This window comes from Streptomyces sp. NPDC003248 (assembly GCF_055563235.1).
This window is the reverse complement of the sequence record NZ_JBVHDT010000004.1, coordinates 138,599-162,004: the sequence shown is the minus strand read 5'-3', so window position 1 is coordinate 162,004 and position 23,406 is coordinate 138,599. Positions and strand designations below refer to the sequence as shown.

General features: G+C 72.3%; 20 protein-coding genes and 1 pseudogene. 3 read left to right on the top strand and 18 right to left on the bottom strand.

What is annotated here, in order from left to right; all coding sequences use genetic code 11:
* Window positions 1-16 precede the first annotated feature (16 nt).
* Window positions 17-964 carry an alpha/beta hydrolase family protein gene (locus ACZ3KJ_RS12405; RefSeq protein ID WP_467526478.1) on the bottom strand — a complete coding sequence of 316 codons (948 nt, stop codon included), beginning with the start codon at window positions 962-964 and terminating at the stop codon, window positions 17-19.
* A 108-nt stretch (window positions 965-1,072) separates the two neighbouring features.
* Between ACZ3KJ_RS12405 and ACZ3KJ_RS12400 the strand changes: the two genes are divergently transcribed.
* Together ACZ3KJ_RS12400 and ACZ3KJ_RS12395 are read left to right on the top strand one after the other, a co-directional pair.
* Window positions 1,073-1,444 (top strand): MerR family transcriptional regulator, encoded by a 372-nt coding sequence (locus ACZ3KJ_RS12400; RefSeq protein WP_467526477.1) that lies wholly within the window; start codon window positions 1,073-1,075, stop codon window positions 1,442-1,444.
* Window positions 1,445-1,786: 342 nt separating this feature from the next.
* Window positions 1,787-2,395, top strand: a complete 609-nt coding sequence (locus ACZ3KJ_RS12395; protein ID WP_467526476.1) for a hypothetical protein — start codon at window positions 1,787-1,789, stop codon at window positions 2,393-2,395.
* Window positions 2,396-2,402: 7 nt separating this feature from the next.
* On the opposite strand, the gene ACZ3KJ_RS12390 is transcribed toward ACZ3KJ_RS12395, so the two are convergent.
* From ACZ3KJ_RS12390 to ACZ3KJ_RS12315, 16 genes and pseudogenes are all read right to left on the bottom strand, one after another.
* The gene (locus tag ACZ3KJ_RS12390; protein WP_467526475.1) at window positions 2,403-2,645 is read right to left on the bottom strand and encodes a DUF397 domain-containing protein; all 243 of its coding nucleotides are present in this window, start codon (window positions 2,643-2,645) and stop codon (window positions 2,403-2,405) included.
* Window positions 2,635-2,850: pseudogene (locus ACZ3KJ_RS12385) on the bottom strand (Scr1 family TA system antitoxin-like transcriptional regulator); the annotation flags it as partial. The pseudogene ACZ3KJ_RS12385 and the gene ACZ3KJ_RS12390, both read right to left, overlap by 11 nt.
* Before the next feature lie 170 nt (window positions 2,851-3,020).
* Window positions 3,021-3,428, bottom strand: coding sequence for a PIN domain-containing protein (locus ACZ3KJ_RS12380; protein ID WP_467526474.1), 408 nt, complete (start codon window positions 3,426-3,428; stop codon window positions 3,021-3,023).
* Window positions 3,425-3,652, bottom strand: coding sequence for a type II toxin-antitoxin system VapB family antitoxin (locus ACZ3KJ_RS12375; protein ID WP_467526473.1), 228 nt, complete (start codon window positions 3,650-3,652; stop codon window positions 3,425-3,427). Before ACZ3KJ_RS12375 ends, ACZ3KJ_RS12380 begins: the two co-directional genes overlap by 4 nt.
* Before the next feature lie 89 nt (window positions 3,653-3,741).
* Complete coding sequence (locus ACZ3KJ_RS12370) at window positions 3,742-4,263, bottom strand: DUF1990 domain-containing protein (RefSeq protein WP_467526472.1); 522 nt, start codon at window positions 4,261-4,263, stop codon at window positions 3,742-3,744.
* A gap of 67 nt (window positions 4,264-4,330) precedes the next feature.
* Entirely contained in the window at window positions 4,331-6,004 is a 1,674-nt protein-coding gene (locus tag ACZ3KJ_RS12365) for a M4 family metallopeptidase (protein ID WP_467526471.1), read from the bottom strand.
* Window positions 6,005-6,492: 488 nt separating this feature from the next.
* Window positions 6,493-8,268 carry an ABC transporter ATP-binding protein gene (locus tag ACZ3KJ_RS12360; protein WP_467526470.1) on the bottom strand — a complete coding sequence of 592 codons (1,776 nt, stop codon included), beginning with the start codon at window positions 8,266-8,268 and terminating at the stop codon, window positions 6,493-6,495.
* A 140-nt stretch (window positions 8,269-8,408) separates the two neighbouring features.
* Entirely contained in the window at window positions 8,409-10,229 is a 1,821-nt protein-coding gene (locus tag ACZ3KJ_RS12355) for an ABC transporter ATP-binding protein (protein ID WP_467526469.1), read from the bottom strand.
* 167 nt (window positions 10,230-10,396) lie between these two features.
* On the bottom strand, window positions 10,397-12,265 hold the full coding sequence (locus tag ACZ3KJ_RS12350; RefSeq protein WP_467526468.1) for an ABC transporter ATP-binding protein: 1,869 nt from the start codon (window positions 12,263-12,265) through the stop codon (window positions 10,397-10,399).
* The gene (locus ACZ3KJ_RS12345; protein ID WP_467526467.1) at window positions 12,262-14,103 is read right to left on the bottom strand and encodes an ABC transporter ATP-binding protein; all 1,842 of its coding nucleotides are present in this window, start codon (window positions 14,101-14,103) and stop codon (window positions 12,262-12,264) included. The genes ACZ3KJ_RS12350 and ACZ3KJ_RS12345 overlap by 4 nt, the downstream gene beginning before the upstream one ends.
* A 173-nt stretch (window positions 14,104-14,276) precedes the next feature.
* Complete coding sequence (locus tag ACZ3KJ_RS12340; RefSeq protein WP_467526466.1) at window positions 14,277-15,698, bottom strand: sulfatase family protein; 1,422 nt, start codon at window positions 15,696-15,698, stop codon at window positions 14,277-14,279.
* A gap of 118 nt (window positions 15,699-15,816) precedes the next feature.
* A complete protein-coding gene (locus ACZ3KJ_RS12335) occupies window positions 15,817-15,912 on the bottom strand; it encodes a putative leader peptide (RefSeq protein WP_467526465.1) in 96 nt (31 codons plus the stop codon).
* Window positions 15,913-16,003: 91 nt separating this feature from the next.
* Complete coding sequence (locus tag ACZ3KJ_RS12330) at window positions 16,004-16,507, bottom strand: ATP-binding protein (protein WP_467526464.1); 504 nt, start codon at window positions 16,505-16,507, stop codon at window positions 16,004-16,006.
* Between the two features lie 309 nt (window positions 16,508-16,816).
* A complete protein-coding gene (locus ACZ3KJ_RS12325) occupies window positions 16,817-17,584 on the bottom strand; it encodes an enoyl-CoA hydratase/isomerase family protein (protein WP_467526463.1) in 768 nt (255 codons plus the stop codon).
* A 208-nt stretch (window positions 17,585-17,792) separates the two neighbouring features.
* Window positions 17,793-19,043 (bottom strand): L,D-transpeptidase, encoded by a 1,251-nt coding sequence (locus tag ACZ3KJ_RS12320; protein ID WP_467526462.1) that lies wholly within the window; start codon window positions 19,041-19,043, stop codon window positions 17,793-17,795.
* Window positions 19,044-19,187: 144 nt separating this feature from the next.
* Complete coding sequence (locus ACZ3KJ_RS12315; protein ID WP_467526461.1) at window positions 19,188-20,378, bottom strand: L,D-transpeptidase; 1,191 nt, start codon at window positions 20,376-20,378, stop codon at window positions 19,188-19,190.
* A 207-nt stretch (window positions 20,379-20,585) separates the two neighbouring features.
* Between ACZ3KJ_RS12315 and glgX the strand changes: the two genes are divergently transcribed.
* Window positions 20,586-22,820, top strand: coding sequence for a glycogen debranching protein GlgX (gene glgX / locus ACZ3KJ_RS12310; RefSeq protein ID WP_467526460.1), 2,235 nt, complete (start codon window positions 20,586-20,588; stop codon window positions 22,818-22,820).
* Between the two features lie 53 nt (window positions 22,821-22,873).
* Here the strand turns inward: glgX and ACZ3KJ_RS12305 are convergent, their stop codons facing one another.
* The gene (locus ACZ3KJ_RS12305; protein WP_467526459.1) at window positions 22,874-23,308 is read right to left on the bottom strand and encodes a hypothetical protein; all 435 of its coding nucleotides are present in this window, start codon (window positions 23,306-23,308) and stop codon (window positions 22,874-22,876) included.
* Window positions 23,309-23,406 lie beyond the last annotated feature (98 nt).

Sequence of the window (23,406 nt, the reverse complement as noted above, 5' to 3'; positions counted from 1 at the left end):
CCGGAGCGTGGGGACGTCACTTGGACTCGATCCGGCCCAGGGGGGCGCTGCTCTCCGACAGCGCCTTTCGCACGGCCGTCCAGCCGGCGTCCTCGATGCCGAGCGCGTGGCGCAGGTAGGCCCACGTGACCTGCTGGACCAAGGCGACGCGCGCGGGGCTCTCGTCCGTCGTCTCCCGGACCTCGTAGCCGGTGATCCCGCCGAGCGAGTGTTCGGCCCCGAACAGGGTGAGCAGGCTCTTCTCACCCGGGCTCAGGAGGTACGGGTCGTACGTCCACTCAGGTCCCCTGACGGACAGCGGCAGGTCGTCCTTGTCACCGGCGACCACGAGGGCCGGCGTCGTCATGTGCGAGAAGTCCGGGCCCTTCATGAACGGGAAGTGCTCGGCCGCGTACGGCGTCAGGTCGGCTCCGCCCCGGCCGGCCGTGGCCAGCAGCACACCTGCCGTGACCCTCGGATCCGACAGATCCTCACTCCTCCCGCTCACCGGATCGAGGACGCGCAGGCCCAGCAGGATGCCCGCCGTCTGACCGCCGAAGGAGTGCCCGGCCACGGCGATGCGACTCCGGTCGACACGGCCGCCGAGACCGGGGACGGCGGCTTCCAGCAGATCGAGCCGGTCGAGGACGCGCTTCACGTCCTCGACGCGCAAGCGCCAGAGCCGCGGTGTGCGGGGATCGTCAGCGGCGAGGCCGACGGTCCTGGAGTCGAGATGGGTCGGCTGGACCACCACGAAACCGTGAGCGGCCCAGAAGTCGGCCAGGGGGCCGTAGCCGTCCAGCGACGACCCGAAGCCGTGCGAGAGGACGACGACCGGCAACGCGCTCCCGGTCACCGGTGCGGACACCTTCACCCGCAGATCGTCACCCCGGCCCGGTGCCTCCAGCACCACCGGCTTCACCGAGACGACGGGAGCGGGTGCGCCGACGGCCTCGCCTGCCGTCGCCCTGTCTGATGTGGTCATGAAAGAACGTCCTCACCCTTGCCATGCGGTTGATGCGGCCGCGTCGCGTCCGTCGCCGATACGCTAAAATCTGACGCTGACGTGAGAGGCAAGAGCGGAGGAGGCGTGATGCGCATCGGTGAACTGGCCGGCAGGACGGGCGTCAGCGTGCGGGCGCTGCGCTACTACGAGGAGCACGACCTGCTCGCCGCCGACCGCAGCCCCAGCGGCCAGCGGCACTACCCCGACAGCGCCGTGGACCGGGTCCGGCTGATCCAGCAGTTGTACGCCGCCGGCCTGTCCAGCAAGGCGATCCTCGAACTGCTGCCGTGCGTGGTGGACGGCGAGGCCACACCGGAACTCCTCGACCGGCTCTTGGCCGAACGGGACCGCATCGACCGGCAGATCGGCGACCTGGTGAGCACCCGGGAGAGGCTCGACACGGTCATCACCGCGGCCACCACGAACTTGCGGACAGGCCGGCACTGCGGGCCTCGGTGACCGGCCTGCCACGGTGAACTGCCGCCGAGCAGGCCGACGGAGACTTCCGGATGCGGTCTGAGCTGTTCAAAGGAAGGGGAGATGGGTGATATCTACCGTAAACTCTCTTTTAGTTCCTCCGTGCTACCCAACGCACCGAAATGCAACCGCCAGTTGATCACCGACACCATGACGAGGGACACTGCCTGGCGGATGCGTGTTCCCGGCCGAGTGGCACTCGCTTCGGTATCCTCCCGTGCAGGTCGTCGGAGGCCATTTACCCAAGGATTACTGGGCAGTTGACCTCAGGGTTTCGTGGTAGCGTCCTTGTTCGGAGGGACAGTGCAACCTGAAAGGGAAATCGTGAACACGGAGAAGATTGCCGCTCGCCGCCTCTCGCTGGAAGAGGTGACGAAGCTCGGCGTGAAGGACAGGGTCTTCATTTCCGCCGACACGGCAGAACTCAAGCTTCCCGACTGCTATGTCCCTGCTTTTCTGACCAAGTCCGGTGAGCATTTCGAGGGCGGCTCGATCACGGCGAGGACCGTATTCCAGGAAGAGGTCTCCTGCCTTCCCGACGACGAGAATGCAGCCGGGATCTACGTGGCCGACGAGAACGGCCCGGTGACCATCGAGGTCCTCCAGTCCGCCGGTGTCGTGCTGGACCTGGCACTGTTCGTCCCTGGTGGGGACAAGGGGGCCCTCACGGCCCTTTACGCTGCGGCCCGGCAGGCGTTCGGCGCCGACATCGTGCAGATCTGGCGCCAGGGCCTCAAGGAGGTTCCCGACGTGAAGGTCGACATCTTCGAGGAGCAGATTCCCCGGGGGCGCAAGGCTGGCGACAGCCCCAAGCGTGACCGTCGCGCGATCGACACCTACCCCACCCGTGCGGACTTCATCGAGTTCTCCGCGGGGTGGAAGCCGGTCATTGAGATTCACAAGCCGGTTGTCGACGACACCCCGACCATCTGAGGCGGCATTACCTCTCGGTATCGGTCTCGGCCTCGGTAACCTCGCGAGACGGCCCGCCTGACCAAGAGTAAAACCTGACCTGGCTGCCCTTGACGCCGTGTATCAGGGCGCGCAGACCGGACACCGTCGTCGTGAGGACGGTGTCCGGGGCGTCGCTCTCGCGGAGATGGGCGGTGCCGGTGGGGGTGGCGGCGACGTAAAGGCAGTTCGAGCCGTCGCCGCTGTAGGTGGACTTACTCGCAGGCGCCATGGTGAGAGTCCAGTTGGACCGTGTCGAGTTGCGGTACTGAGCCCTCCACATAGTCGAAGGACTGGCCGGTGGTCGGGAACTCGACTTCGCCGAAGGGAATCACGCGGATGGTGACGTGAGGCAGTTCGCTCATGTCGAGCAGGTGCTTGAGCTGACCGCGGGTGACCGCAGCGCCTCCGAAGCCCATGCGTAGGGCCGCCTCGTGTGCGGCGAGTGCGTCGACCAGACGTACGTCCGAGCGGGAGCAGGCCGACTCCTGGGGCGGATGGCCGGTCGCGGACCGCGGCGACCGGCTCGCGAGCGGTGCGGGCAAGCTGCTGTGGTTCGAGGTCGGCGGGCCGGCGTGTTCGACCAGGTCGTCCACGGCCCCCGCTGTTACTTGAGGTCGATCATGCGGACGGGCTGCCCGGTGGTGCGGGCGATGGTCTCGAAATCGCGGTCGTAGTGGAGCAGTGTCAGCCCCGTTTCTTCTGCGACAGCCGCGATCAGCAGGTCGACCGGGCCTGCGCTGCGGTGTTCGCCCTTGGTGGTGAGCTGCTCCTGCACCACGCGGGCGCGTCGGAAGATCCCATCGGGCATCGGGCACCAGGTCAGCTCATTCAGCCGTTCCGCGATGATCTTGCGGTCACCCGTGGAGCGGGCTGAGTACTGCACCTCCAGCTCGGTGATGTCGCACAGGGCGACCAGTCCGGCACCGATGCGACGCTCCCAGTCCTCGGTCGCCTGGCGCAGCAGTACCCGGGCCAGGGCGGAGGTGTCGATGAGGTAGTCGGCCGTGCTCAACGGGCGGCTCCGCCACGGTAGGCGCGCTTGTCGAGGAGGGCCTCGGCGTCTAGGCCGCCTTCGGCTGCCAGGTCCTGGAGCTCGTGGAGGGCGCGCAGACGACGGTTGCGTGCGACGATCTCGCGGAGCGCGGTGTTGATGGTGTCGCGCTTGGTCGTGGTGCCCAGCTCTATGGCGGCTGCTTCCAGCGCTTCGTCGTCGAGGTCGATCACCGTGCGGCTCATGCCTCTCCTCCGTCCTTATGTATACGCGAACGTATATCAGTATACATGGCTGGATGTGCATGGTGGTCGGTGCCGCGTCCCGGTCCGGGCTACTCCTCCAGTCCCGCCGTAGCCAGCCCCCGCAGTACCGTCCCGCATCTGCGGGCGTAGGCCTGTTGCAGGCCGCGGGTCGCGGGGCCGCCCGCTCGGGCGTACCACTTGGCCGGGCGGCTGAAGGCGGAGACCGTCAGCCAGACCGTGCCGTCGCCCGTGCGGTCGACGACGAAGGCCTCCTCGCCGCATTCGGGGTGGCCGGGCAGGGTGCCGTAGGCCCAGCCGGCGCGGCGGCGTTCCTCGACCGTCCAGACCACCCGGCAGGGGGCCTTGACCAGGCCGGCCAGGGTCACCGTGACGTCCACGTCGGGGGCCGCGCGGTCCGCGTCGGTGGTCATGCCGACGCCCATCGAGCGGTGCATCTCCCAGGTGAGGACGGCCTCGGCCGCGCGGCGGAAGACCTCCTCGCCCTCGCCGAGGCGGGTGCGCACGTGCAGGGAGTGGAAGCCGGGCGGGCAGAAGCCGGGCCGCTCGCGGGTCGCGCCGACATCGGCGTACGTGAAGTCTTCCGAAGACATGGTGCCCAAGCGTAGGGCGGCACCCGGAATATGCGCCTCCCGGGTGCCGCCCTCGCTCAACGTGCGGTCAGCTGACGTTGATCGCCGTCCAGGCCGCCGCCACCGTCGCGTACTCGGTGCTGGAGGAGCCGTACAGGGCCGACGCCGCGCTCAGGGTCGCCGTGCGGGCGCCCGAGTACGTCGTGGTCGACGTCATGTACGTCGTCAGGGCCTTGTACCAGATCTGGACCGCCTTGGCGCGGCCGATGCCCGTGATCGTCGAGCCGTTGTAGGTGGGGGAGTTGTAGGACACCCCGTTGATGGTCTTGCTGCCGCTGCCCTCGGAGAGGAGGAAGAAGAAGTGGTTCGCGGGGCCGGACGAGTAGTGCACGTCCAGGTTCTTCAGCGTCGACGACCAGTAGTTGGCGGACGCGCCGTCCTTGCTGGGCTGGTCCATGTAGCGCAGCGGGGTGCCGTCGCCGTTGATGTCGATCTTCTCGCCGATGAGGTAGTCGCCGACGTCGTTGGAGTTCGCCGCGTAGAACTCGACCGCCGTGCCGAAGATGTCGGACGTCGCCTCGTTCAGGCCGCCGGACTCGCCGGAGTAGTTCAGGCCCGCCGTGTTCGAGGTGACGCCGTGGGTCATCTCGTGGCCGGCGACGTCGAGCGAGGTGAGCGGCTTGACGTTGCCCGAGCCGTCGCCGTACGTCATGCAGAAGCAGCTGTCGTCCCAGAACGCGTTGACGTAGGCGTTGCCGTAGTGGACGCGGGAGTACGCCGCCACGCCGTTGTTCTTGATGCCGTTGCGGCCGAAGGTGTTCTTGTAGAAGTCCCAGGTGGTCTGGGCGCCGTAGGCCGCGTCCACCGCCGCCGTCTGGTCCGTGGAGGAACTGGACGCGGCGCCGGTGCCCCACGTGTCGTCGGTGTCCGTGAACAGCGTGCCCGCCGAACTGCTGGTGCTGCGCGCCTTGTTGTACGTCTTGTGGCCGCCGCGCGAGGTGTCGTACAGCTGGTACGTCGAGCCCGAGAGGTACGTGCCGAGGGTGACCGTGCCGGAGTACAGGCTCTTGCCGGTGCCGGTCTCGATGCCCTGGTACTCGTACAGCTTCGCGCCGGTGGCCGCGTCGGTGATGACGTGCAGCTCGTTCGGGGTGCCGTCCTCCTGGAGGCCGCCGACGACCGTCTCGTAGGCCAGGGTCGGCTTGCTGCCGTTGCCCGCCCAGACCACCTTGCGGGGCGCCTGGGAGGCCTCGGTGTCCTCCGAGCCCGCCGCCTTGGCGAGGGAGAGCGCCTGGGTCTCGGCCTTCGCCGCGGTCACGGCCGGGGTGGTGGAGGCGACCTTGATGGTGGCGTTCGTCGCCTTGGTGACGCCCTGCTCCGCGCCCGAGGCCGACTCGTGGACGACCAGGTCGCCGCCGAGGACCGGCAGGCCCGCGTAGGTGCGCTCGTAGCGGGTGTGGACCGCACCGTCCGCGTCCTTGATCACGTCGCGGACGACCAGCTTCTCCTGGGCGCCCAGACCGATCTCCTGCGCGGTCGCGGGGGCGTCGGCCTGCTTGTCCTGGATCAGGGCGGTGCGGGCGGCCGGGGCCAGGGCGGTGGGGACGGCGAGCGGGGTGGAGCCCGCGGAGTCCGGCGCGGTCTGGGCGGCGGCGGTGCCACCGGTCAGACCGGTGGTGATCAGGGCTCCGGCCGCGACGGCGGTGGCGACGGCCAGGGTGGTGCGCTTGTGACGCGCGTAGAAGGCGGGCGAGACAGTCACACGAGCTCCTTGGGTGTGGGGGAGCCCGGACGGCGTGGGGTGGCCGGCCGGTGCTGTGCTGACGCTGTGCGGCGGGTGAGAGGAAGAGTGACATTGAGGTCGCGTACATGTCATGACCCCCACGTGATGTTGGCCGGAAACCGACCGGCCGGTGAACATTGCCGTCGTGTAAAAGGGGCGTGACCCCGGTCAAGGGCCAACAGGTCGGAGGTAAGGGACCGGCAAAGAGTGGACGCCGTCCCGGCGGGTCCAACCGCGTCAGGCACGCATGAGGTGGACGCCCGGCAGCGAGCCGGGCGGGGCGTCGCCGGTGCGGTCGGAGACCGTCACAGGGGAGGTGACGGCCGTGCCGTTGTCCGGAATCGATAGGTCCCTCAGGGGACTGATCCCCAGGGGACTGATCCCGAGGGGACTGGTTCCGAGGGGACTGACCCTCCGGGGGTTGAGCCCGAGTGGGCTGATCCCGAGGGGACTGATCCGGCGTCGGACTACGCCTCGCTCGGCTCCCCGTGCCACGTCGCCCACAGCGCCGCGTACGCGCCGCCCGCCCGCACCAGCTCCTCGTGCGTGCCGAGTTCGGTGAGGCGGCCGTCCTCCATCACGGCCACCCGGTCCGCGTCGTGCGCCGTGTGCAGCCGGTGCGCGATGGCGATGACCGTACGGCCCCGGAGGACGGCGGCGAGGGCGCGCTCGGTGTGCCGGGCGGTCGTCGGGTCCAGCAGCGCCGTCGCCTCGTCCAGGATCAGGGTGTGCGGGTCGGCCAGCACGACCCGGGCCAGGGCGAGCTGCTGTGCCTGCGAGCCGTCCGTACGGCAGCCGCCGGCGCCCAGCTCGGCGTCCAGCCCGCCGGGCAGCTCCCGGACCCAGCCCGCCGCGCCGACCGCCGCCAGCGCCGCCCACACCCGCTCGTCCGAGGCGCCGGGCGCGGCGATCAGCAGGTTGTCGCGGACCGTGCCGATGAAGACGTGGTGCTCCTGGGTGACCAGGACGACCTGGCGGCGCAGCACCTCGGGTTCCAGGGCGGCCACCGGCACCCCGCCCACCGTCACCGAACCCGCCGTCGGCGCGTCCACGCCCGCCAGCAGCCTGCTCAGCGTGGTCTTGCCGGCGCCGGACGGGCCGACGACCGCGAGCCGCTCCCCGGGCCGTACCGTCAGGTCGACCCCGCGCAGCACCTCGCCGCCGCGCTCGTAGGCGTACCGCACGCCGGTCACGTCGATCCGGTCGTCGGCCGGGGCCGGGACGCCGGCCTGGGGAGCCGTGCCGTCCGGTTCCGCGCCGTCCGGTTCCGCGCCGTCCCGTCGCGGGTCCCGGGCCAGCCCCTCCACCCGCGCGAACGAGGCGCCGCTGCTCTGGAGTTGCTCCACCCGCACCAGGATCTGGTCCAGTGGCTCGGTGAACTGCCGCAGGTACAGCGCGGCGGCCACCACCGTGCCCAGACTCATCGCGCCGCGCGCGTGCAGCGCCCCGCCCAGCAGCAGGACGCCCGCCACGGGCAGCGCGTACGACACCTCGATGACCGGGAAGAACACCGACCGCAGGTACAGGGTGTGGAAGCGGGCGCGCCGCGATACTTCCAGCGCCGCGCGGCTCGCCCCGACGCGCGCCTCCCGGAGCCGGAACGCCTCCACCGTGCGCGCCCCGGACGCCGTCGCCGCGAGGACCTCGGCGACCTCGGAGCCGGCCGCGCCCTCGGCGAGGTACCCGGCGCGCGCCCGCCGCAGGTACCAGCGCAGCGCCCACCAGATCGGCGTCAGCCCGAGCACCCCGACCGCGCCCAGCAGCGGGTCGATCACGAAGACCGCGCCCAGCACGGACAGCGCCTGCACCGTGCAGACCAGCAGCTCCGGGCCGGCGTCGCGCAGCGTCGTCCCCACGGCGGCCACGTCGGCGGTGCCCCGCGTGGTCAGATCGCCGGTGCCGGCCCGCTCCACGACCGACGCGGGCAGCGCCAGCGCCCGCCCCACGAACTGCTCCCGCACCCGCGCCAGCGTCCGCTCCCCGAAGCGGTGCCCGGCGTACCGGGCCCAGCGTGCCAGCAGCAACTGCGCCGCCGCGCACACCAGGATGGCCGCCGCCAGCCGGTCCACGGCCCCGGTACCGCTCCCGGCGCGCACCTCGTCGATGATCCGTCCCAGTAGCCAGGGCCCGGCCAGCCCGGCCGCGGCGGCCAGCGCGTTCGCCACGAGGACGACGGTGAAGGCCCGACCGTCGGCCCGCACCAGCCGGGCGGCCGCCCGCCGTACGCCGGCCGGTCCGGCCACCGGGAGCCGACCCGCGGTCTCCGGCTCCGGCGCCGCCGAGGTCGTCCGTGGTTCTTCCGGCTCCGGTGCCGCCGAGGCCTGTGGTCCTCCCGGCTCCGGTGCCGCCGAGGTCCCTGGTGTTCCCTGCTGTCGTCCCGACGTCACGTCACGGCCTCCTCGACGTCGCCGGGGCCGGCGGCCTCGCCTTCCCCGATGTCCCCGGTCTCCCCGGCGTCCCCGATGTCCCCGGTGTCCCCGATGTCCCCGGTGTCCCCGCTGCCCCCGGTCTCCCCGGCGTCCCGCGCCACCAGTGCCCGGTAGCCCGGCTCCATTTCCCTCAGCACCCGGTGCCGTCCGCTCGCCGCGACCTTCCCGTCCACGAGGTACAGCACGGTGTCGGCGTGGTCGAGCAGCAGCGGGGAGGTGCTGGTGACGACGGTCGTCCGGCCGTCCCGCGCCGCGCGCAGCCGTTCGGCGACCGCCGCCTCGGTGTGCGCGTCCAGCGCCGACGTCGGCTCCACGGCGAGCAGTACCTCGGCGTCGGCGAGCAGCGCCCGCACCAGCCGTACGCGCTGCCGCTGCCCGCCGGAGAGGCTGCGGCCCTGTGCCGCCACCGGCGAGTCCAGCCCTTCCGGCAGGCCCCGCACGACGTCCTCGGCGGCAGCCGCCCGCACCGCGTGCCCCACGGCGGCGTCGGTGTGGCCGCGCCCGCCGCCCACCACCTCGCGCAGCGGGCCCGCGAAGAGGTCGGCCTCGTGGTCGGCGACCAGGATCCGCTCCCTGACCCGCGCCAGCGGGACCGCGTCGAGCCGTACGGCACCCCAGGTGACGTCGGACGGCGCGTACCGGCCCAGCCGGTCGACGACCGCGGCCGTGTCGGCCGGCCGGGCGCCCACCAGCGCCGTCAGCCGGCCCGGCGCCACCCGTACCCCCGACGCCGGGTCGTACAGCACCGCCGGCCCGGCGGGCGCCGGCGCGGTGCCGGTGTCCGGGTCCGGCTCCAGCCGCAGCAGCCGGACGACCCGGCGGGCCGCGACCACGCCCCGGCTCAGCTGGTACCCCATGTCGACGAGGAACGCCACCGGGCCGACCAGCACGGCGACATAGCCGTACACCGACACCAACTCGCCCACCGTCAGGTCCCCCCGGGCGGCGAGCCGGGCCGCCAGCCAGGTGACGACGGCGAGGAACACCGTCGGCAGGCCCGTGCCGAGCGCCTGCATCCAGCTGGTGACCGCGCCGACCCGGTAGCCCTGGTCGCGCAGCCGCCGGGAGTCGCGCCGGAAGGCGTCCGCGAACAGGTCCTTCCCGCCGAGCCCGTTGAGCACCCGCAGCCCGCCCGCCAGGTCGCCGATCCGGGCCGTGAGCACGCCCTGCCGTTCCCGGTACTCGCCCTCCGCCCCCTGGAGCCGCGCCATCAGCGGTCCCACGAGCACGGCCACCACCGGCATCCCGAGCAGCACGACCGCCGCGAGCAGCGGTGAGACCGCCAGCAGCAGCCCGGCGACGACGACGTACACGACGACCGAGCCGACGCCCGGCCCGATCACCGTCAGCGACCCGGCGATGGTCTGCACGTCGCCCACCCCGACGGTGACGACCTCACCGGCCCCCGCCCGGCGCGGCAGCGCGGCACCCAGGCGCACGACCTGCCCGACGACGACCTTGACCGTGCGGAAGTTCGCGTCCATGCGCAGCCGGGTCATCGTGCGGTGTCGCATGATGCTCACCCAGGCGTTGGCCGCCCCCACCGTCACCAGGGCGGCGGTCCAGCCCGCCAGCGCGGCCGGGTCCCCGGCCTCCAGCCCCTCGTCGACCGCCTTCGACAGCAGGTACGGCGCGGCCGCCAGCAGCACCATCCAGACACTGGCCAGCACGGCCCCGGCCAGCGCCCGCCCCGGCTGGCGGCGCACCAGCCACCACAGGTACCACCAGCCGCCGCGGCAGTCGGGCGTGCCGGGATCCCCGTAGACGTCGATCATCCGCCCCCGTCCCTTCGGTCGTGCCGGCCCGCGTCGGGCCGGGCCGCTCGGTCGTGGTGGCCTCTCGCCCTGGTCGGGCCGGGCCGCTCGGTCGTGGTGGCTGTCCCGGTCGGGCCGGGCGGTGTCGGTCAGCCAGGCAGGTGTCGGTCAGGCCAGGCGGGTGTCGGTCAGGCCAGGCTGTCGCGCCAGGCGCGGTGCAGGTCCGCGAACCGGCCGGTGCCCGCTATCAGTTCGGCGGGGCTGCCGTCCTCGACGATCCGGCCCCGTTCCATGACGAGGACCCGGTCGGCGATCTCCACGGTCGACAGCCGGTGCGCGATCACCACCGCCGTCCGGCCCGCCAGCACCGTCGCCATCGCCGCCTGTACGGCCCGCTCGCCGGGGACGTCCAGGGAGCTGGTCGCCTCGTCGAGGATCAGCACGGCCGGGTCGGCGAGCAACGCCCGTGCGAAGGCGACCAGTTGGCGCTGACCGGCGGAGATGCGGCCGCCCCGCTTGCGGACGTCGGTGTCGTAGCCGTCGGGCAGGGCGCCGATGAACTCGTGCGCGCCGATCGCCTTCGCCGCCCGCTCGATCTCCTCCCGGGTCGCGTCGGGCCGCCCGACGGCGATGTTCTCGGCGACCGTGCCGGAGAACAGGAACGCCTCCTGCGTCACCATGACCACCCCGCGCCGCAGTTCGGGCACCGCGAGGTCGCGCAGGTCGACGCCGTCGAGGAGGACCCGGCCCGCCGTGGGGTCGTAGAAGCGGGCGAGGAGCTTGGCCAGGGTGGACTTCCCGGCGCCGGTGGAGCCGACCACGGCGACGGTCTGCCCGGCCGGCAGGGTGAGGTCGAAGCGGGGCAGCACCTCGCCGCCGGTGCGGTAGCCGAAGCCGACGCCGTCGAACACGACCTCCCGGCCCGGGAGCCCGGAGCGGCGGGCCGGCAGCTCCACGGGCGCGGCCGGCTCCGGCACCGACGGCGTCTGCGCCAGCAGCCCGGCGATCTTCTCCAGCGAGGCCGCCGCCGACTGGTAGGAGTTGAGGAACATGCCGAGCCGGTCGATCGGGTCGTACAGCCGCCGCAGGTACAGCACCGCCGCCGCCAGCACCCCCAGCTCCAGCGAGCCGTCCGCCACCCGGTGGGCACCCCACAGCACGATCGCCGCGACGGCCGTGTTGGCCACCAGCCGCGATCCGGTGACGTACCGGGCCATCTCCAGCAGCGCGTCGCCGTTGGTCCGCTCGTGCCGCTGGTTGAGCACCCGGAACCCGGCGTCGTTGACGGCCTCGCGGCGGAACGCGCGCACCGGGCGGATGCCGTTCATCGTCTCCACGAACTTCACGATCACGGCCGCGATCGCGGTGGACCGCGCCCGGTACACCCGTGCGGCGCGCCGCCGGTAGATCCGGACGAGAAGGTACAGCGGCCCGAAGGACGCCACCGCGACCGCTCCCAGCCCCAGGTCCAGCCAGAGCAGCATCGCCGAGATGTACACGAACGACAGGACGACCCCGACCAGCTCCTGGAGGCCCTCGTTGAGCAGTTCGCGCAGCGACTCCACGTCCGTGGTGGAACGGGAGATCAGCCGGCCCGAGGTGTAGCGCTCGTGGAAGTCGACGCTCAGCGCCTGCGCGTGCCGGAAGATCCGCCCGCGCAGGTCCAGCAGCACGTCCTGGTTGACCCGGGCGGCGGCGATCAGGAAGGCGGTCTGGAGCCCGCCCGAGGCCAGCGCGCACAGCAGGTAGCCGACGCCCACGGCGGCCAGCGGCCGGGTGTCGCCGTCCCGGAACGCGGGGACGGCGCGGTCGATGGCGTACGCCACCAGCAGCGGGCCCGTCTGCACGGCCGCCTGCTGGAGCAGCAGCAGGAGCGTGGTGAGGGCGACGCGGGCCTTCATGGGGGCGAGCAGCGACCGCAGCAGCGTGGCCGTGGCGCCCGGCGGGGTGGGCAGGACGTCCCGGTCGAAGGGGTCGCCGGCCTCCCGCTCGTCTGCCTCCCGCTCGCGGGGCGGGTCCGGCTCGACGGTGGGGGAGGAGGTCGTGGGGGTGGTCATCGTCGGTCGGCCTCCTGGTCCCCGGACATGAGGTGGGCGTACTCGGCGTTGGTGCGCAGCAGCTCCTGGTGGGTGCCGACGGCGGTGATCCGGCCGCCCGACAGCAGGGCGACGCGGTCGGCGAGCAGGACGGTGGAGGGGCGGTGGGCGACGATCAGCGCGGTGGTGTCGGCGAGGACCTGGCGCAGCGCCGCCTCCACGGCGGCCTCCGTGTGGACGTCCAGCGCGGACAGCGGGTCGTCCAGGACGAGGAAGCGGGGCCGTCCCACGACGGCCCGGGCGAGCGCGATCCGCTGCCGCTGACCGCCGGAGAGACTGAGTCCCTGTTCGCCGACCTGGGTGCGGGCGCCCTGCGGCAGCGCGTGCACGAACTCGGCCTGCGCCACCGCCAGCGCCCGTTCCAGCTCGTCGGCGCCGGCCCGGTCGTCGGCGCCCATCAGCACGTTCTCCCCGACGCTCGCGGAGAAGAGGGTGGGTTCCTCGAAGGCGACGGCCACCTTCGACCGCAGTTCCTCGCGGGGCAGCGCGGTGATGTCCTGCCCGTCGAGCGTGATCCGCCCCGACGTCAGCTCGTGCAGCCGGGGGACCAGGGCGGTGAGGGTGGTCTTGCCGCTCCCGGTGGCCCCGACGAGCGCCATGGACTCACCGGGCCGGACGTGGAGGTCGACGTGGTCGAGGAGGGGAGGGGAGTCGGGGGCGGCGTCGGGGTAGCGGAAGACGACGCCCTCGAAGCGGAGGCCGTCGCCGTTCCCGTCACCGTCCCCGTCAAAGAGCGCCGAACGGCCGACCGCGGCCGCCGAACGGTCCGCGGCGGCCGTCGAGCGGTCCGTGGCGGCCGTCGACGACTCCGGCCGCTCGTCCATCACCTCGAAGTACCGCTCCGTCGCCGTCGCCGCCTCCTGGCTCATCGCCAGCAGGAAGCCGATCGAGTCCACGGGCCAGCGCAGGGCCAGCGCCGTGGACAGGAAGGCGACCAGCGTCCCCGCGGACAGCTCCCCGTCCGCCACCCGCACGGCGCCCAGCACCAGCGCGGCCCCGACGGCCACCTCGGGCAGCGTGACGATGATCCCCGAGAGCGTCGCCAGCAGCCGGGCCTTGCGCAGCTCCGTCCCGCGCAGCGTCTCCGACAGCCGCCGGAACGCCCGCGCCTGGCTGCGGTGCCGTCCGAAGCCCTTGATGATCCGGATGCCGAGCACGCTCTCCTCGACGACCGTCGTCAGATCGCCGACCTGGTCCTGCGCGAGCCGCGCGACGCGCGTGTAGCGGGCCTCGAAGAGCACGCAGGTGACGACGACGGGCACGGCAGGACCGAGGACGATCAGGCCCAGCGCCCAGTCCTGCACCAGCATGATCACCACGCCGACGAGGATCGTCACCGCGTTGACCAGCAGGAACGTCAGCGGAAAGGCGAGGAACATACGCAGCAGCATCAGATCGGTGGTGCCCCGGGACAGCAGCTGTCCCGAGGCCCACCGGTCGTGGAAGGCCATGGGCAAGCGTTGCAGGCGGCGGTAGAGGTCCGCCCGCATCTCCGCCTCGACGTGCGACAGCGGCCGGGCGACCAGCCACCGCCGCAGCCCGAACAGGAGCGCCTCGGCGACGCCCAGCAGCAGCAGGTACAGCGCGCCCAGCCACACGCCCGCCGGGTCCCGGTCGGCGACCGGGCCGTCCACCATCCACTTCAGGACGAGCGGGATCACCAGCGCCGTGCAGGAGGCGACGATCGCGACGAAGGCGGCGGTGAACAGCCGCGCGCGTACGGGCCGCACGTACGGCCACAGGCGCAGCAACGTCCTCACCGCGGAGCGGTCCTTGGTGGTGGGGTATGTCGTCGGCATCACCGCGAGCCTACGGACCGCCACCGACATCGCCCACCGAGTTTCGGCCGGACGGGCCCCCGGCCCGACCGCCGCGACCTGCGCGTTCGGGGTGCCGAACGCGGGGTCGGGCGGTCAAGCCCGTGGCTCTGCGTCATTCGATCGAATGAAGTCCGTCGGGCTGCGGTTGCCGGTCAGGCCGCCGGGTACGGCAGCAGCCCGCTCGCGGTCTTCTCCCACGCGGCCTTCAGCTCGGCGAGCAGCTCCGGCCGGTCGGTGGCGAGGTCGGCCTGCTCGCGCTGGTCCTGGGCCAGGTTGTACAGGTGGTCCGTGCCGGCGGAGTCCTGGTAGTACTTCCAGTCGCCGCGCCGCAGGGCCCGGTTGCCGCGCACCCGCCAGAACAGGTCGCGCTCGGGCACCTCCTCGCCGCGCAGCAGGTAGCCGGCGAGGCTGTGTCCGTCGAGCGGGTGGGTCGAGGCGGGGCGGGCGCCGCCCAGTTCCAGCAGGGTCGCCGTCCAGTCCGGGGAGAAGACGGGCTCGTCGCTGACCTGGTGGCCGTCGAGCCGGGCGGGCCAGCGCAGGATGGTCGGCACCCGGATGCCGCCCTCCAGCAGCTCCGACTTGGCGCCGCTGAGCGGCCACAGGTAGGAGAACCGCTCGCCGCCGTTGTCGCTGGCGAACACCACGACGGTGTTCTGCTCCTGGCCGGAGCGCTTCAGGGCGGCGAGCACCTTGCCGATGGAGGCGTCGAGGTTCTCCACCATCTCGGTGTACTTCTCCACCGAGCCGCCGTCGTTGTGCAGGAGGCCGCTCAGCACTTGGCCGGCGCGGATCTTCGCGGCGATCTCGGCGCCGGTCTCCTCGTCGCCCTCGCCCAGCCAGGGCCAGTGCGGGGTGGTGAAGTTGAGGTTGAGCAGCCAGGGCTCGTCGTGGTCCCGGGAGACGTACTCCACGGCCCGCTCGGTGAGGACGGTCGTGTAGTAGCGCAGGTCCTTGTACTCGGCGTCGCCCTCGTAGAGGTCGTAGTCACCGAGCTGGCCCAGCTTGGAGAAGTACTCCAGGGCGCCGCCGAAGTTGCCGAAGAACTCGTCCCAGCCCGACTTGGTGGGGCTGTAGTCGGGCAGCCAGCCGCAGTGCCACTTGCCGATGAGGGCGGTCGAGTAGCCGGCCTTCTTCAGCAGGGAGGCCAGGGTCGGGTGGTTCGGGTCCAGTCCCTGCGTCTTGTTGCCGATGGGCTCGGCGAGCCCGCCCTGCGTACGGCCCGGGTAGCGGCCGGTGTACAGGCTGAACCTGGTGGGGGAGCAGGTCGCGGAGCCGGAGTAGGCGTTCGTGAACCGCACGCCCTGCGCGGCCAGCCGGTCCAGGTTCGGCGTCTTGATGTGCGGTGAGCCGTACGACGACAGGTCCGCCCAGCCCAGGTCGTCACCCAGGATGAACAGGAAGTTGGGCCGCCCGCCCGAACCGGCGGAGGAACGGGCCCGGAACGGACGCTCGGCGGAGGCGGAGGCGGAGGCGGACTCGGGAGCGGCTTCTGCGCTGCCGGCCGTACCGGCGACCGCGGTCACGGCACCGCCACCGACCAGGCCACCGAAGGTACGACGGGATATTTCGGGCATGCGGAATCCTCGTGATCGGCGTGCCCCGTGCGAGGGCGCGCGAAGAGAAGGAGCGAAGAGGAGAAGAGGAGAAGAGGAGAAGAGGGGGAAAGGGAGAGGAGGGGGAGGGGGCTACGGCTCAGCGACAGATGGCGCTGGACTGCCGGCACAGGTCGACGTGACGCCGCTCCACGAGCGCGACGCGCGCGCGGCGGTGGTCAGCGGGGGTCCTCATGATCGCGAACGGTGCCACCGTCGGGCCGTGCCGTCAAGGCGCCGTCCACGGACCGGGACCAGCGGCCTTCCCCCTGCCGGAGGCGCGCTCCTCACCGGTCCGCCACCCGCATCTCGAACCACGTCGTCTTCCCCCGGGGCAGCAGGTCGACCCCCCACCGGTCGGACAGCTTGTCGACGAGGAACAGGCCCCGGCCGCTGATGTCCGTCTCCTGGACCGGCATCAGACAGGGCAGCCCGCGGGAGGGGTCGCGGACCTCGACGCGGATCCAGCCGCGGCGACGGCGCATCCGCAGGCCGAAGGTGCGGGCGCCGGTGTGGCGGACGGCGTTGCCGACGAGTTCGGAGACGAGCAGGACGGCGTCCTCGGTCATCTTGGGGGTGAGCTGCCACTGGCGCAGGACGACGACCTGGGCGAGCCGCCGGGCGGTGGCGGCGGACTCGGGGCGGGACGGCAGCGGAACCTCGGCCTCCGTCGGGTCGCCGAACAGTTCCAGCGCCTTGAGTGCCCGTTCGTCCTCGACCGCGGGCGACCAGCGTGCCGCGGTCACACGGCCGTGCCCTCGCGGCTGTTCAGAACCCTCCAGCCCCGCCATGCCCCCATCATGGCCGTCCGGTGACTTCGCCGTGGTGCTTCCCGGCGAATGCGCCCCCCGGGCGCCCTCGTTCCCCACACGTCACCTGGCATGTGCCGCTGGCATGCCGAGGCCCGGCAACCATCGCCGACCTGCGACGACGAAGCGTTCGGAGGCAAGGGGCGGACTCCCTCGGCGCGGGAGCCTTAAGGCTGCCTTAAGGCTCCCGTAAACCGCCCCGACGGGAGAGCCGGGTGAGACGGACCGTCAATTGCAAGCGGCTTCACCCGGATTTGGCGAGAGATGCCTCACCGTGCACCGCCCGCTCGCTCAGAGGAACTTCGCCTTGCCGGGACCCTCCTCCACGAAGCTCCGCATGCCGGTCTCGCGGTCGGCGGTCGCGAACAGGCCCGCGAACCAGGTGCGTTCCACCGCCAGGCCCGTCTCGATGTCCGTCTCCAGGCCCGTGTCGATCGACTCCTTCGCCGCGCGCAGCGCGATCGCCGGGCCCTGCGCCAGCTTCGCGGCCCAGGCGTGCGCCTGCGCGTACACCTCGCCGGCCGGGACCACCCGGTCCACCAGGCCGATCGTCAGGGCCTCCTGCGCCTTGACCATCCGGCCCGTGAAGATGAGGTCCTTCGCCTTGGACGGGCCGACCAGCCGGGCGAGGCGCTGGGTGCCGCCCGCGCCGGGGATCAGGCCGAGCAGGATCTCGGGCTGGCCCAGCTTGGCGTCGTCCGCGGCGATGCGGACGTCCGCGCACAGCGCCAGCTCGCAGCCGCCGCCCAGCGCGTAGCCGGTCACGGCCGCCACCACCGGCTTGGGGATACGGGCCACCGCGGTGAAGGCCTCCTGCAAGGCGCGGGCGCGCAGGACCATCGCCGCGTGGTCCATGGCCTGCATCTCCTTGATGTCCGCGCCCGCCGCGAACACCTTCTCGCCGCCGTACACGACGACGGCCCGTACGTCGTCACGGCGGCCCGCCTCCTCGGCGAGTTCCCTGAGCCGGTCCTGCGTGGCGACGTCCAGCGCGTTCATGGGCGGGCGGTCCAGACGCAGCGTGCCGACGCCCTCGGAGACTTCGAGATTCACGGTCATGCGAGCAGGTTAACGACAACTAACGTCGACCGGTCCCATGCCGTGGGTCACACCCGGCCGGGGGTCCGGGGGTCGTCCCCCGGGCAGGTGGGGCACGACAACTAACGTCGACCGGTCCCATGCCGTGGGTCACACCCGGCGCACGGGCACGGACGACGGCGGGCCCGGTGCCGTGGGTCACGGCACCGGGCCCGCCGGGCGGTGGAACCTACTTCGTCCACTCCGCCCACGACATGTTCCAGCCGTTCAGGCCGTTGGACGGGTCGACCGTCGGGTCGGTGGAGTTCTTCACGACCACCACGTCGCCGACGATCGAGTGGTTGAAGAACCACGCGGCCGGTACGCCGCTGTCGTAGCCGCCGCGCACGTCGCGCAGGCCGATGCAGCCGTGGCTGGCGTTGTAGTTGCCGAAGGCGTCGCCGCCCCAGTAGTTGCCGTGCACGAAGGTGCCGGAGTTGGTCAGCCGCATGGCGTGCGGGACGTCCTTGATGTCGTACTCGCCGTCGTAGCCGACGGTGTCGCCGTTCATCCGGGTCACCGTGAACTTCTCGCTGATGACCATCTGGCCGTTCCAGGTGGCGTAGCCGGGCTTGCCGGTGGTGACCGGGATGGTCTTGACGACCTTGCCCTCCTGCATGACCTTCATGGTGTGCTTCTTGGCGTCCACGACGGTCACCTGGTTGCGGCCGATGGTGAAGGAGACGGTCTTGGACTGCTTGCCGTAGACGCCCTTGCGGCCCTCGACGCCGTCCAGGTTCAGCTCGACCGTGACCTTGGTGCCGGCCTTCCAGTACTGCTCGGGGCGGAAGTCGAGGCGGTCGTTGCCGAACCAGTGGCCCTGCACGTCGACGGCCGGCTCGGTCGTGACGGTGATGGCCTTCTCGACGGCGTCCGGCGCGGTGATGCCCCGGGTGAAGCGGACCGAGAACGGCATGCCGACGCCGACCGTGGAGCCGTCCTCCGGCGTGAAGTTCCCGATGAAGGTGTTCTGCGGGCTCAGCGTGGTGAAGGAGGAGTCCTCGGCGGCCGTGCGGCCCGCGGAGTCCTTGGCGACCGCGTGCACCTGGTAGCGGGTGGAGGCCGCCAGATGGGTGGCGGGCGTCCAGCCGGAGCCGTCGGCCGATATCGCGCCGTCGACCGTGGCGCCGTCGGCGTCCTTGACGACGACCTCGGTCAGCTTGCCCTGGGCGGCGGTGACCTTGAGGGTGCCGCTGGTGTCGACGGACTGGGCGCCGTCCTTCGGGGCGATGGTGACGACCGCCTCCGACTGCCCGCTCTGCGCGGTGGCGGAGCCGGAGGCCGCCACGTTGCCCGCCTTCTGCGAGCCGGCGTCGGAGTCCCCGCCACCGCCGCAGGCCGTGACGGCCAGCAGCAGCCCTCCGACGATCAGTGCCAGCCGCCTGTTGCGGCCGCGTGAGCGCCCGCCAACCGATGCCCCCGATATCGGTCGCACGTTCAAGTCCGTTCTCCCCTCCCCCGGGCCGGTCAGGCCCGCACGCGGGCGTGTCCCCCGCGCTGCGCGCATATTAACCACAAGGTCAGCGGCGTGGACGGCCCCCACATGTCACCGTTCCGTCCCAACTTCGGCCCCGGGAGGAAAGGGTCACTCCACCGCGCTGCCCTGCGTCCACTCCTCCCAGGTCATGTTCCAGCCCCCGAGCCCGTTGTCCGGGGCGACCTGCTTGTCCTTGCTGCGGACGACCTCGACGACGTCCCCGACGAGGGAACGGTCGAAGAACCAGCCCGCCGGCGTGTCCGGGCCGCCGCCCTTGACGTCCCGCAGCCCCACGCAGCCGTGGCTGACGTTGGTCCGCCCGAAGACCTGCGGTTCGGCCCAGTAGTTGCCGTGCAGGAAGGTGCCGGAGGCCGTGAGCCGCATGGCGTGCGGCACGTCCGGGATGTCGTACTCGCTCTTGCCGTTCTTCTTCCGGAAGCCGACCGTGGCGCCGTTCATGCGGGTCAGCTCCAGCATCTCGGTCACCACCATCTTCCCGTTGTACGTCGTCGTCTTCGGTGCCCCGGCGGTGACCGGCACGGTGGCGATCAGCTCGCCCTCGCGCCGCACCTTCATCGTGTGCCGGGCGGCGTCGACGACGGAGACCTGGTGGCGGCCGACGGTGAAGGAAAACGTCTTGTCCTGGAGCCCGTAGACGCCCGGCGCGCCCTCGACGTCGCGGAAGCGCAGGGCGACGGTGACCTCGGTGCCGGGCCGCCAGTAGTCCTCGGGGCGGAAGTCGAGGCGGCCGCCGCCGAACCAGTGCGGCCGGATCTCCACGGGCGGGTCGGCCGTGACCTCGACCGCGCGTTCGACGGCGGCGCGGTGCTCGATCTCCCGGTTGAACTCCAGGGAGACGATCATCCCGGTGCCGACGGTGGCCCGGTTCTCGGGCGTGACGTACCCGATGAAGCGCTCCTCGGGGACGTACGTGGTGAACGTGGTGTGGCGGGCGGAGCGGCGGCCGTCGTCGTCGACGGCCACCGCGTCGACCGTGTACCGGGCGGCGAGCGCGAGCCGGCCGTCGTCCGGGCGCCAGCTGCGGCCGTCCGCGGAGATCCGGCCCGGCACCCGGGTCTCCTGCGCGTCCTGCGACCGGACGACCTTCACCGACTCCAGGCGCCCTCGGGTGACCCGCACCCCGAGCCCGCCGTCCGGGCGGACCCCCTTGGCGCCGTCCTCCGGCGTGACGCGGACGACCTCCTCGGGCGCCGGCGGTTTCCCGAGCATCCGGTCGAGCCCGCCGGGGCGCTCCCCGGTGCAGCCGGCGGCCCCCGCCAGCAGTGCTGCCCATGTCATGACGGCGGCCAGGACGGCCCCCGCGCGCCGCGCGCGCCGTTGTACGTGCCTCACGCGGTACCCAACGACGGGCCCGCTCCGGGGAAACGTGAGTGCGAGGCACGCTCTGGGCAGAACAGGGGGGAGGACGACGCTACGGGGAGCCGCGGCCGGGACGCCGTACGCCCTGGGGCCCGCGTCGTGCCACGAGCCGCGGGAGGCGCAACGGTGTCCAGCGCAGCCGAGCAGGAGACGGTGGCGGAGCAGCGCACCGCTGCCTCCGCCGTCGTGAACGGGGCACCGCGCAGGACGCCGGGCGTCCCCGTGCGGCCCGGCGCGCCCATGCCGCTCGGCGCCCGCTTCCGGGTCGGCCCGGACGGCGTGGCGGGCACCAACTTCGCCCTCTGGGCGGGCGGCGCGGAGGCGGTCGACCTGTGCCTCTTCGACGAACAGGGCCGTGAGACCCGCGCCCGGCTCACCGAGCTCACCCATGAGATCTGGCACGGCTTCGTCCCCGGGGTGATGCCCGGCCAGCGCTACGGCTACCGGGTGCACGGCCGCTGGGACCCCTGGACCGGCGGCCGCTGGAACCCGGCGAAGCTGCTGCTCGACCCGTACGCCCGCGCCGTGGACGGCGACTTCCGCCTGCCGCCCGAGGTGTACGGGCACGTCCGCGACTGGCCCCAGCAGCAGGTCGCCGACACCGTGCGCGACGAACGGGACTCGGCGCCGCACGTCCCCAAGGGCGTCGTCGTCCACGATGACGACGACTGGGCCGACGACCGCCGCCCGAAGACCCCCTGGGCCGACTCGGTGATCTACGAGCTGCACGTGCGCGGCTTCACCCGGCTGCACCCCGGCATCCCCGAGGAGCTGCGCGGCACGTACGCGGGCCTCGCGCACCCGGCGGCGGTCGAGCACCTGGTGAAGCTGGGCGTGACGGCGGTGGAGCTGCTGCCGGTGCACCAGTTCGCCCACGAGGACCACCTGCTGCGCAGGGGGCTCGGCAACTACTGGGGCTACAACTCCATCGGCTACTTCGCCCCGCACGCCGCGTACGCCTCCGCCGGCACGACCGGGCAGCAGGTCGGCGAGTTCAAGCGGATGGTGCGCGCGCTGCACGCGGCCGGCATCGAGGTCATCCTCGACGTCGTCTACAACCACACGGCGGAGGCGGGCGAACTCGGGCCCATGCTGTCGCTGAAGGGCATCGACAACCGCGGCTACTACCGGCTCCAGTCCGACGCGCGCCGGTACGCCGACTACACCGGCTGCGGGAACACCCTGCACGTGGTCCAGCCGCACGTGCTGCGCCTGATCACCGACTCGCTGCGGTACTGGGTGACGGAGATGGGGGTGGACGGATTCCGCTTCGACCTGGCGGCGGCCCTGGCCCGCTCCATGCACGACGTGGACATGCTCTCGCCCTTTCTGGCGGTCATCGCACAGGACCCGGTGCTGCGGCGGGTGAAGCTGATCGCCGAACCGTGGGACGTGGGCTCGGGCGGCTACCAGGTGGGCGCCTTCCCGCCGCTGTGGACGGAGTGGAACGACCGCTACCGCGACGCCGTGCGCGACTTCTGGCGGCACGCGCTGCCCGACGTACGGGAGATGGGGTACCGGCTGTCGGGCTCCAGCGACCTGTACGCCTGGGGCGGGCGGCGCCCGTACGCCTCGGTCAACTTCGTGACGGCGCACGACGGCTTCACCCTGCGCGACCTGGTCTCCTACGGGCGCAAGCACAACGAGGCCAACGGCGAGGGCAACCGGGACGGCACCGACGACAACCGCGCCTGGAACTGCGGGGCGGAGGGGGAGACGGACGACGAGCGGGTCCGGGCGCTGCGGCGGCGGCAGCTGCGGAACCTGATGACGACGCTGCTGCTGTCCACGGGCGTGCCGATGCTGGTCGCGGGGGACGAGCTGGGGCGGACCCAGCGGGGCAACAACAACGCCTACTGCCAGGACAACGAGATCAGCTGGCTGGACTGGGGGCTGCTGGAGGACCCCGGCTGGAAGGCCCTGTTCGACCTGACCTCCCGTCTGATCGCCCTGCGCCACCGGCACCCCGTCCTGCGCCGGCGGGCCTTCTTCTCCGGGCGGGCGCACTCGGCGGACGGGCTGCGGGACCTGGCCTGGTTCACGGCGCGGGGCACGGAGATGACGGAGGGCGACTGGTACGCCCCCGCCGCCACGCTGGGCATGTACCTGTCCGGCCGGGACATCCCGGGGCGCGACGAGCGGGGCGCGCCGATCACCGACGACAGCTTCCTCGCCGTCCTGCACGCGGGGGACCGCCCGGTGGACTTCGTCCTGCCCGGGCCGCCGTGGGCGGAGCGGTACGAGGTGGTCGTCGACACGTCGAGGGAGGAGCAGGCGCAGGCACCGGGGGTGACGCACCGGGCGGGGGCGGCGGTGACGGTACCGGGGCGGTCGGTGCTGCTGTTGCGGGTGGCGGGGTAGGGGCGGGAGCGGGACGTCCCCGGTCCGGTCGCCCGCTCACCCGGCCGATCCGCTCACCCGGTCGGCGTCGACCGCCGGACCTCCCACCACTCCACCAGCGTCCTCACCTTCGCCTCGAACTCCGGGTCCCCGGGTGACCACGGCGCCCGCAGCGTCGTACCGCGCCCGTCCACCGTCCAGACGATCACCTGACGCCAGCCCAGACTCCGCCGCACCTCCAGCCGCTGGATGTGCGCCCACGCGATCCGTCGCCGCCGCAGGCCCACGGCCACCAGCGCGTCCGGCGTCAGGATCACGCCGTCCTTCCGCCGGAAGAACGGGGCGACCAAGGTGGCGAGCAGGGCCCAGGACGTCATCTGCCCCAGCTCGGCCGCCGCCATCCGTTCGCCTTCGACGGCCAGGACGACGGCGACCAGCAGCACGGCGCCCGGGAAGGCGACGAGGCAGGGCAGGGCGCGCTGCCACACCGTCAGTCTGTAAGAAAGCACCGGATCCGGGGGATTCACAGGTCGCACCTTCCGAGGGAGGAGGGCACCAGCATCACACCGCCGACGCCCCTCCCCGCGGCGATCGGGTGAATGAACCG

Coding starts and splice junctions, on each gene's coding strand:
- ACZ3KJ_RS12350 (WP_467526468.1), bottom strand. CDS start 12,265: ATGACCACCCCCACGACCTCCTCCCCCACCGTCGAGCCGGACCCGCCC.
- ACZ3KJ_RS12375 (WP_467526473.1), bottom strand. CDS start 3,652: ATGAGCCGCACGGTGATCGACCTCGACGACGAAGCGCTGGAAGCAGCC.
- ACZ3KJ_RS12340 (WP_467526466.1), bottom strand. CDS start 15,698: ATGCCCGAAATATCCCGTCGTACCTTCGGTGGCCTGGTCGGTGGCGGT.
- ACZ3KJ_RS12390 (WP_467526475.1), bottom strand. CDS start 2,645: ATGGCGCCTGCGAGTAAGTCCACCTACAGCGGCGACGGCTCGAACTGC.
- ACZ3KJ_RS12370 (WP_467526472.1), bottom strand. CDS start 4,263: ATGTCTTCGGAAGACTTCACGTACGCCGATGTCGGCGCGACCCGCGAG.
- ACZ3KJ_RS12355 (WP_467526469.1), bottom strand. CDS start 10,229: ATGATCGACGTCTACGGGGATCCCGGCACGCCCGACTGCCGCGGCGGC.
- ACZ3KJ_RS12325 (WP_467526463.1), bottom strand. CDS start 17,584: ATGACCGTGAATCTCGAAGTCTCCGAGGGCGTCGGCACGCTGCGTCTG.
- ACZ3KJ_RS12405 (WP_467526478.1), bottom strand. CDS start 964: ATGACCACATCAGACAGGGCGACGGCAGGCGAGGCCGTCGGCGCACCC.
- ACZ3KJ_RS12400 (WP_467526477.1), top strand. CDS start 1,073: ATGCGCATCGGTGAACTGGCCGGCAGGACGGGCGTCAGCGTGCGGGCG.
- ACZ3KJ_RS12330 (WP_467526464.1), bottom strand. CDS start 16,507: ATGGCGGGGCTGGAGGGTTCTGAACAGCCGCGAGGGCACGGCCGTGTG.
- ACZ3KJ_RS12315 (WP_467526461.1), bottom strand. CDS start 20,378: ATGACATGGGCAGCACTGCTGGCGGGGGCCGCCGGCTGCACCGGGGAG.
- ACZ3KJ_RS12335 (WP_467526465.1), bottom strand. CDS start 15,912: ATGAGGACCCCCGCTGACCACCGCCGCGCGCGCGTCGCGCTCGTGGAG.
- ACZ3KJ_RS12345 (WP_467526467.1), bottom strand. CDS start 14,103: ATGCCGACGACATACCCCACCACCAAGGACCGCTCCGCGGTGAGGACG.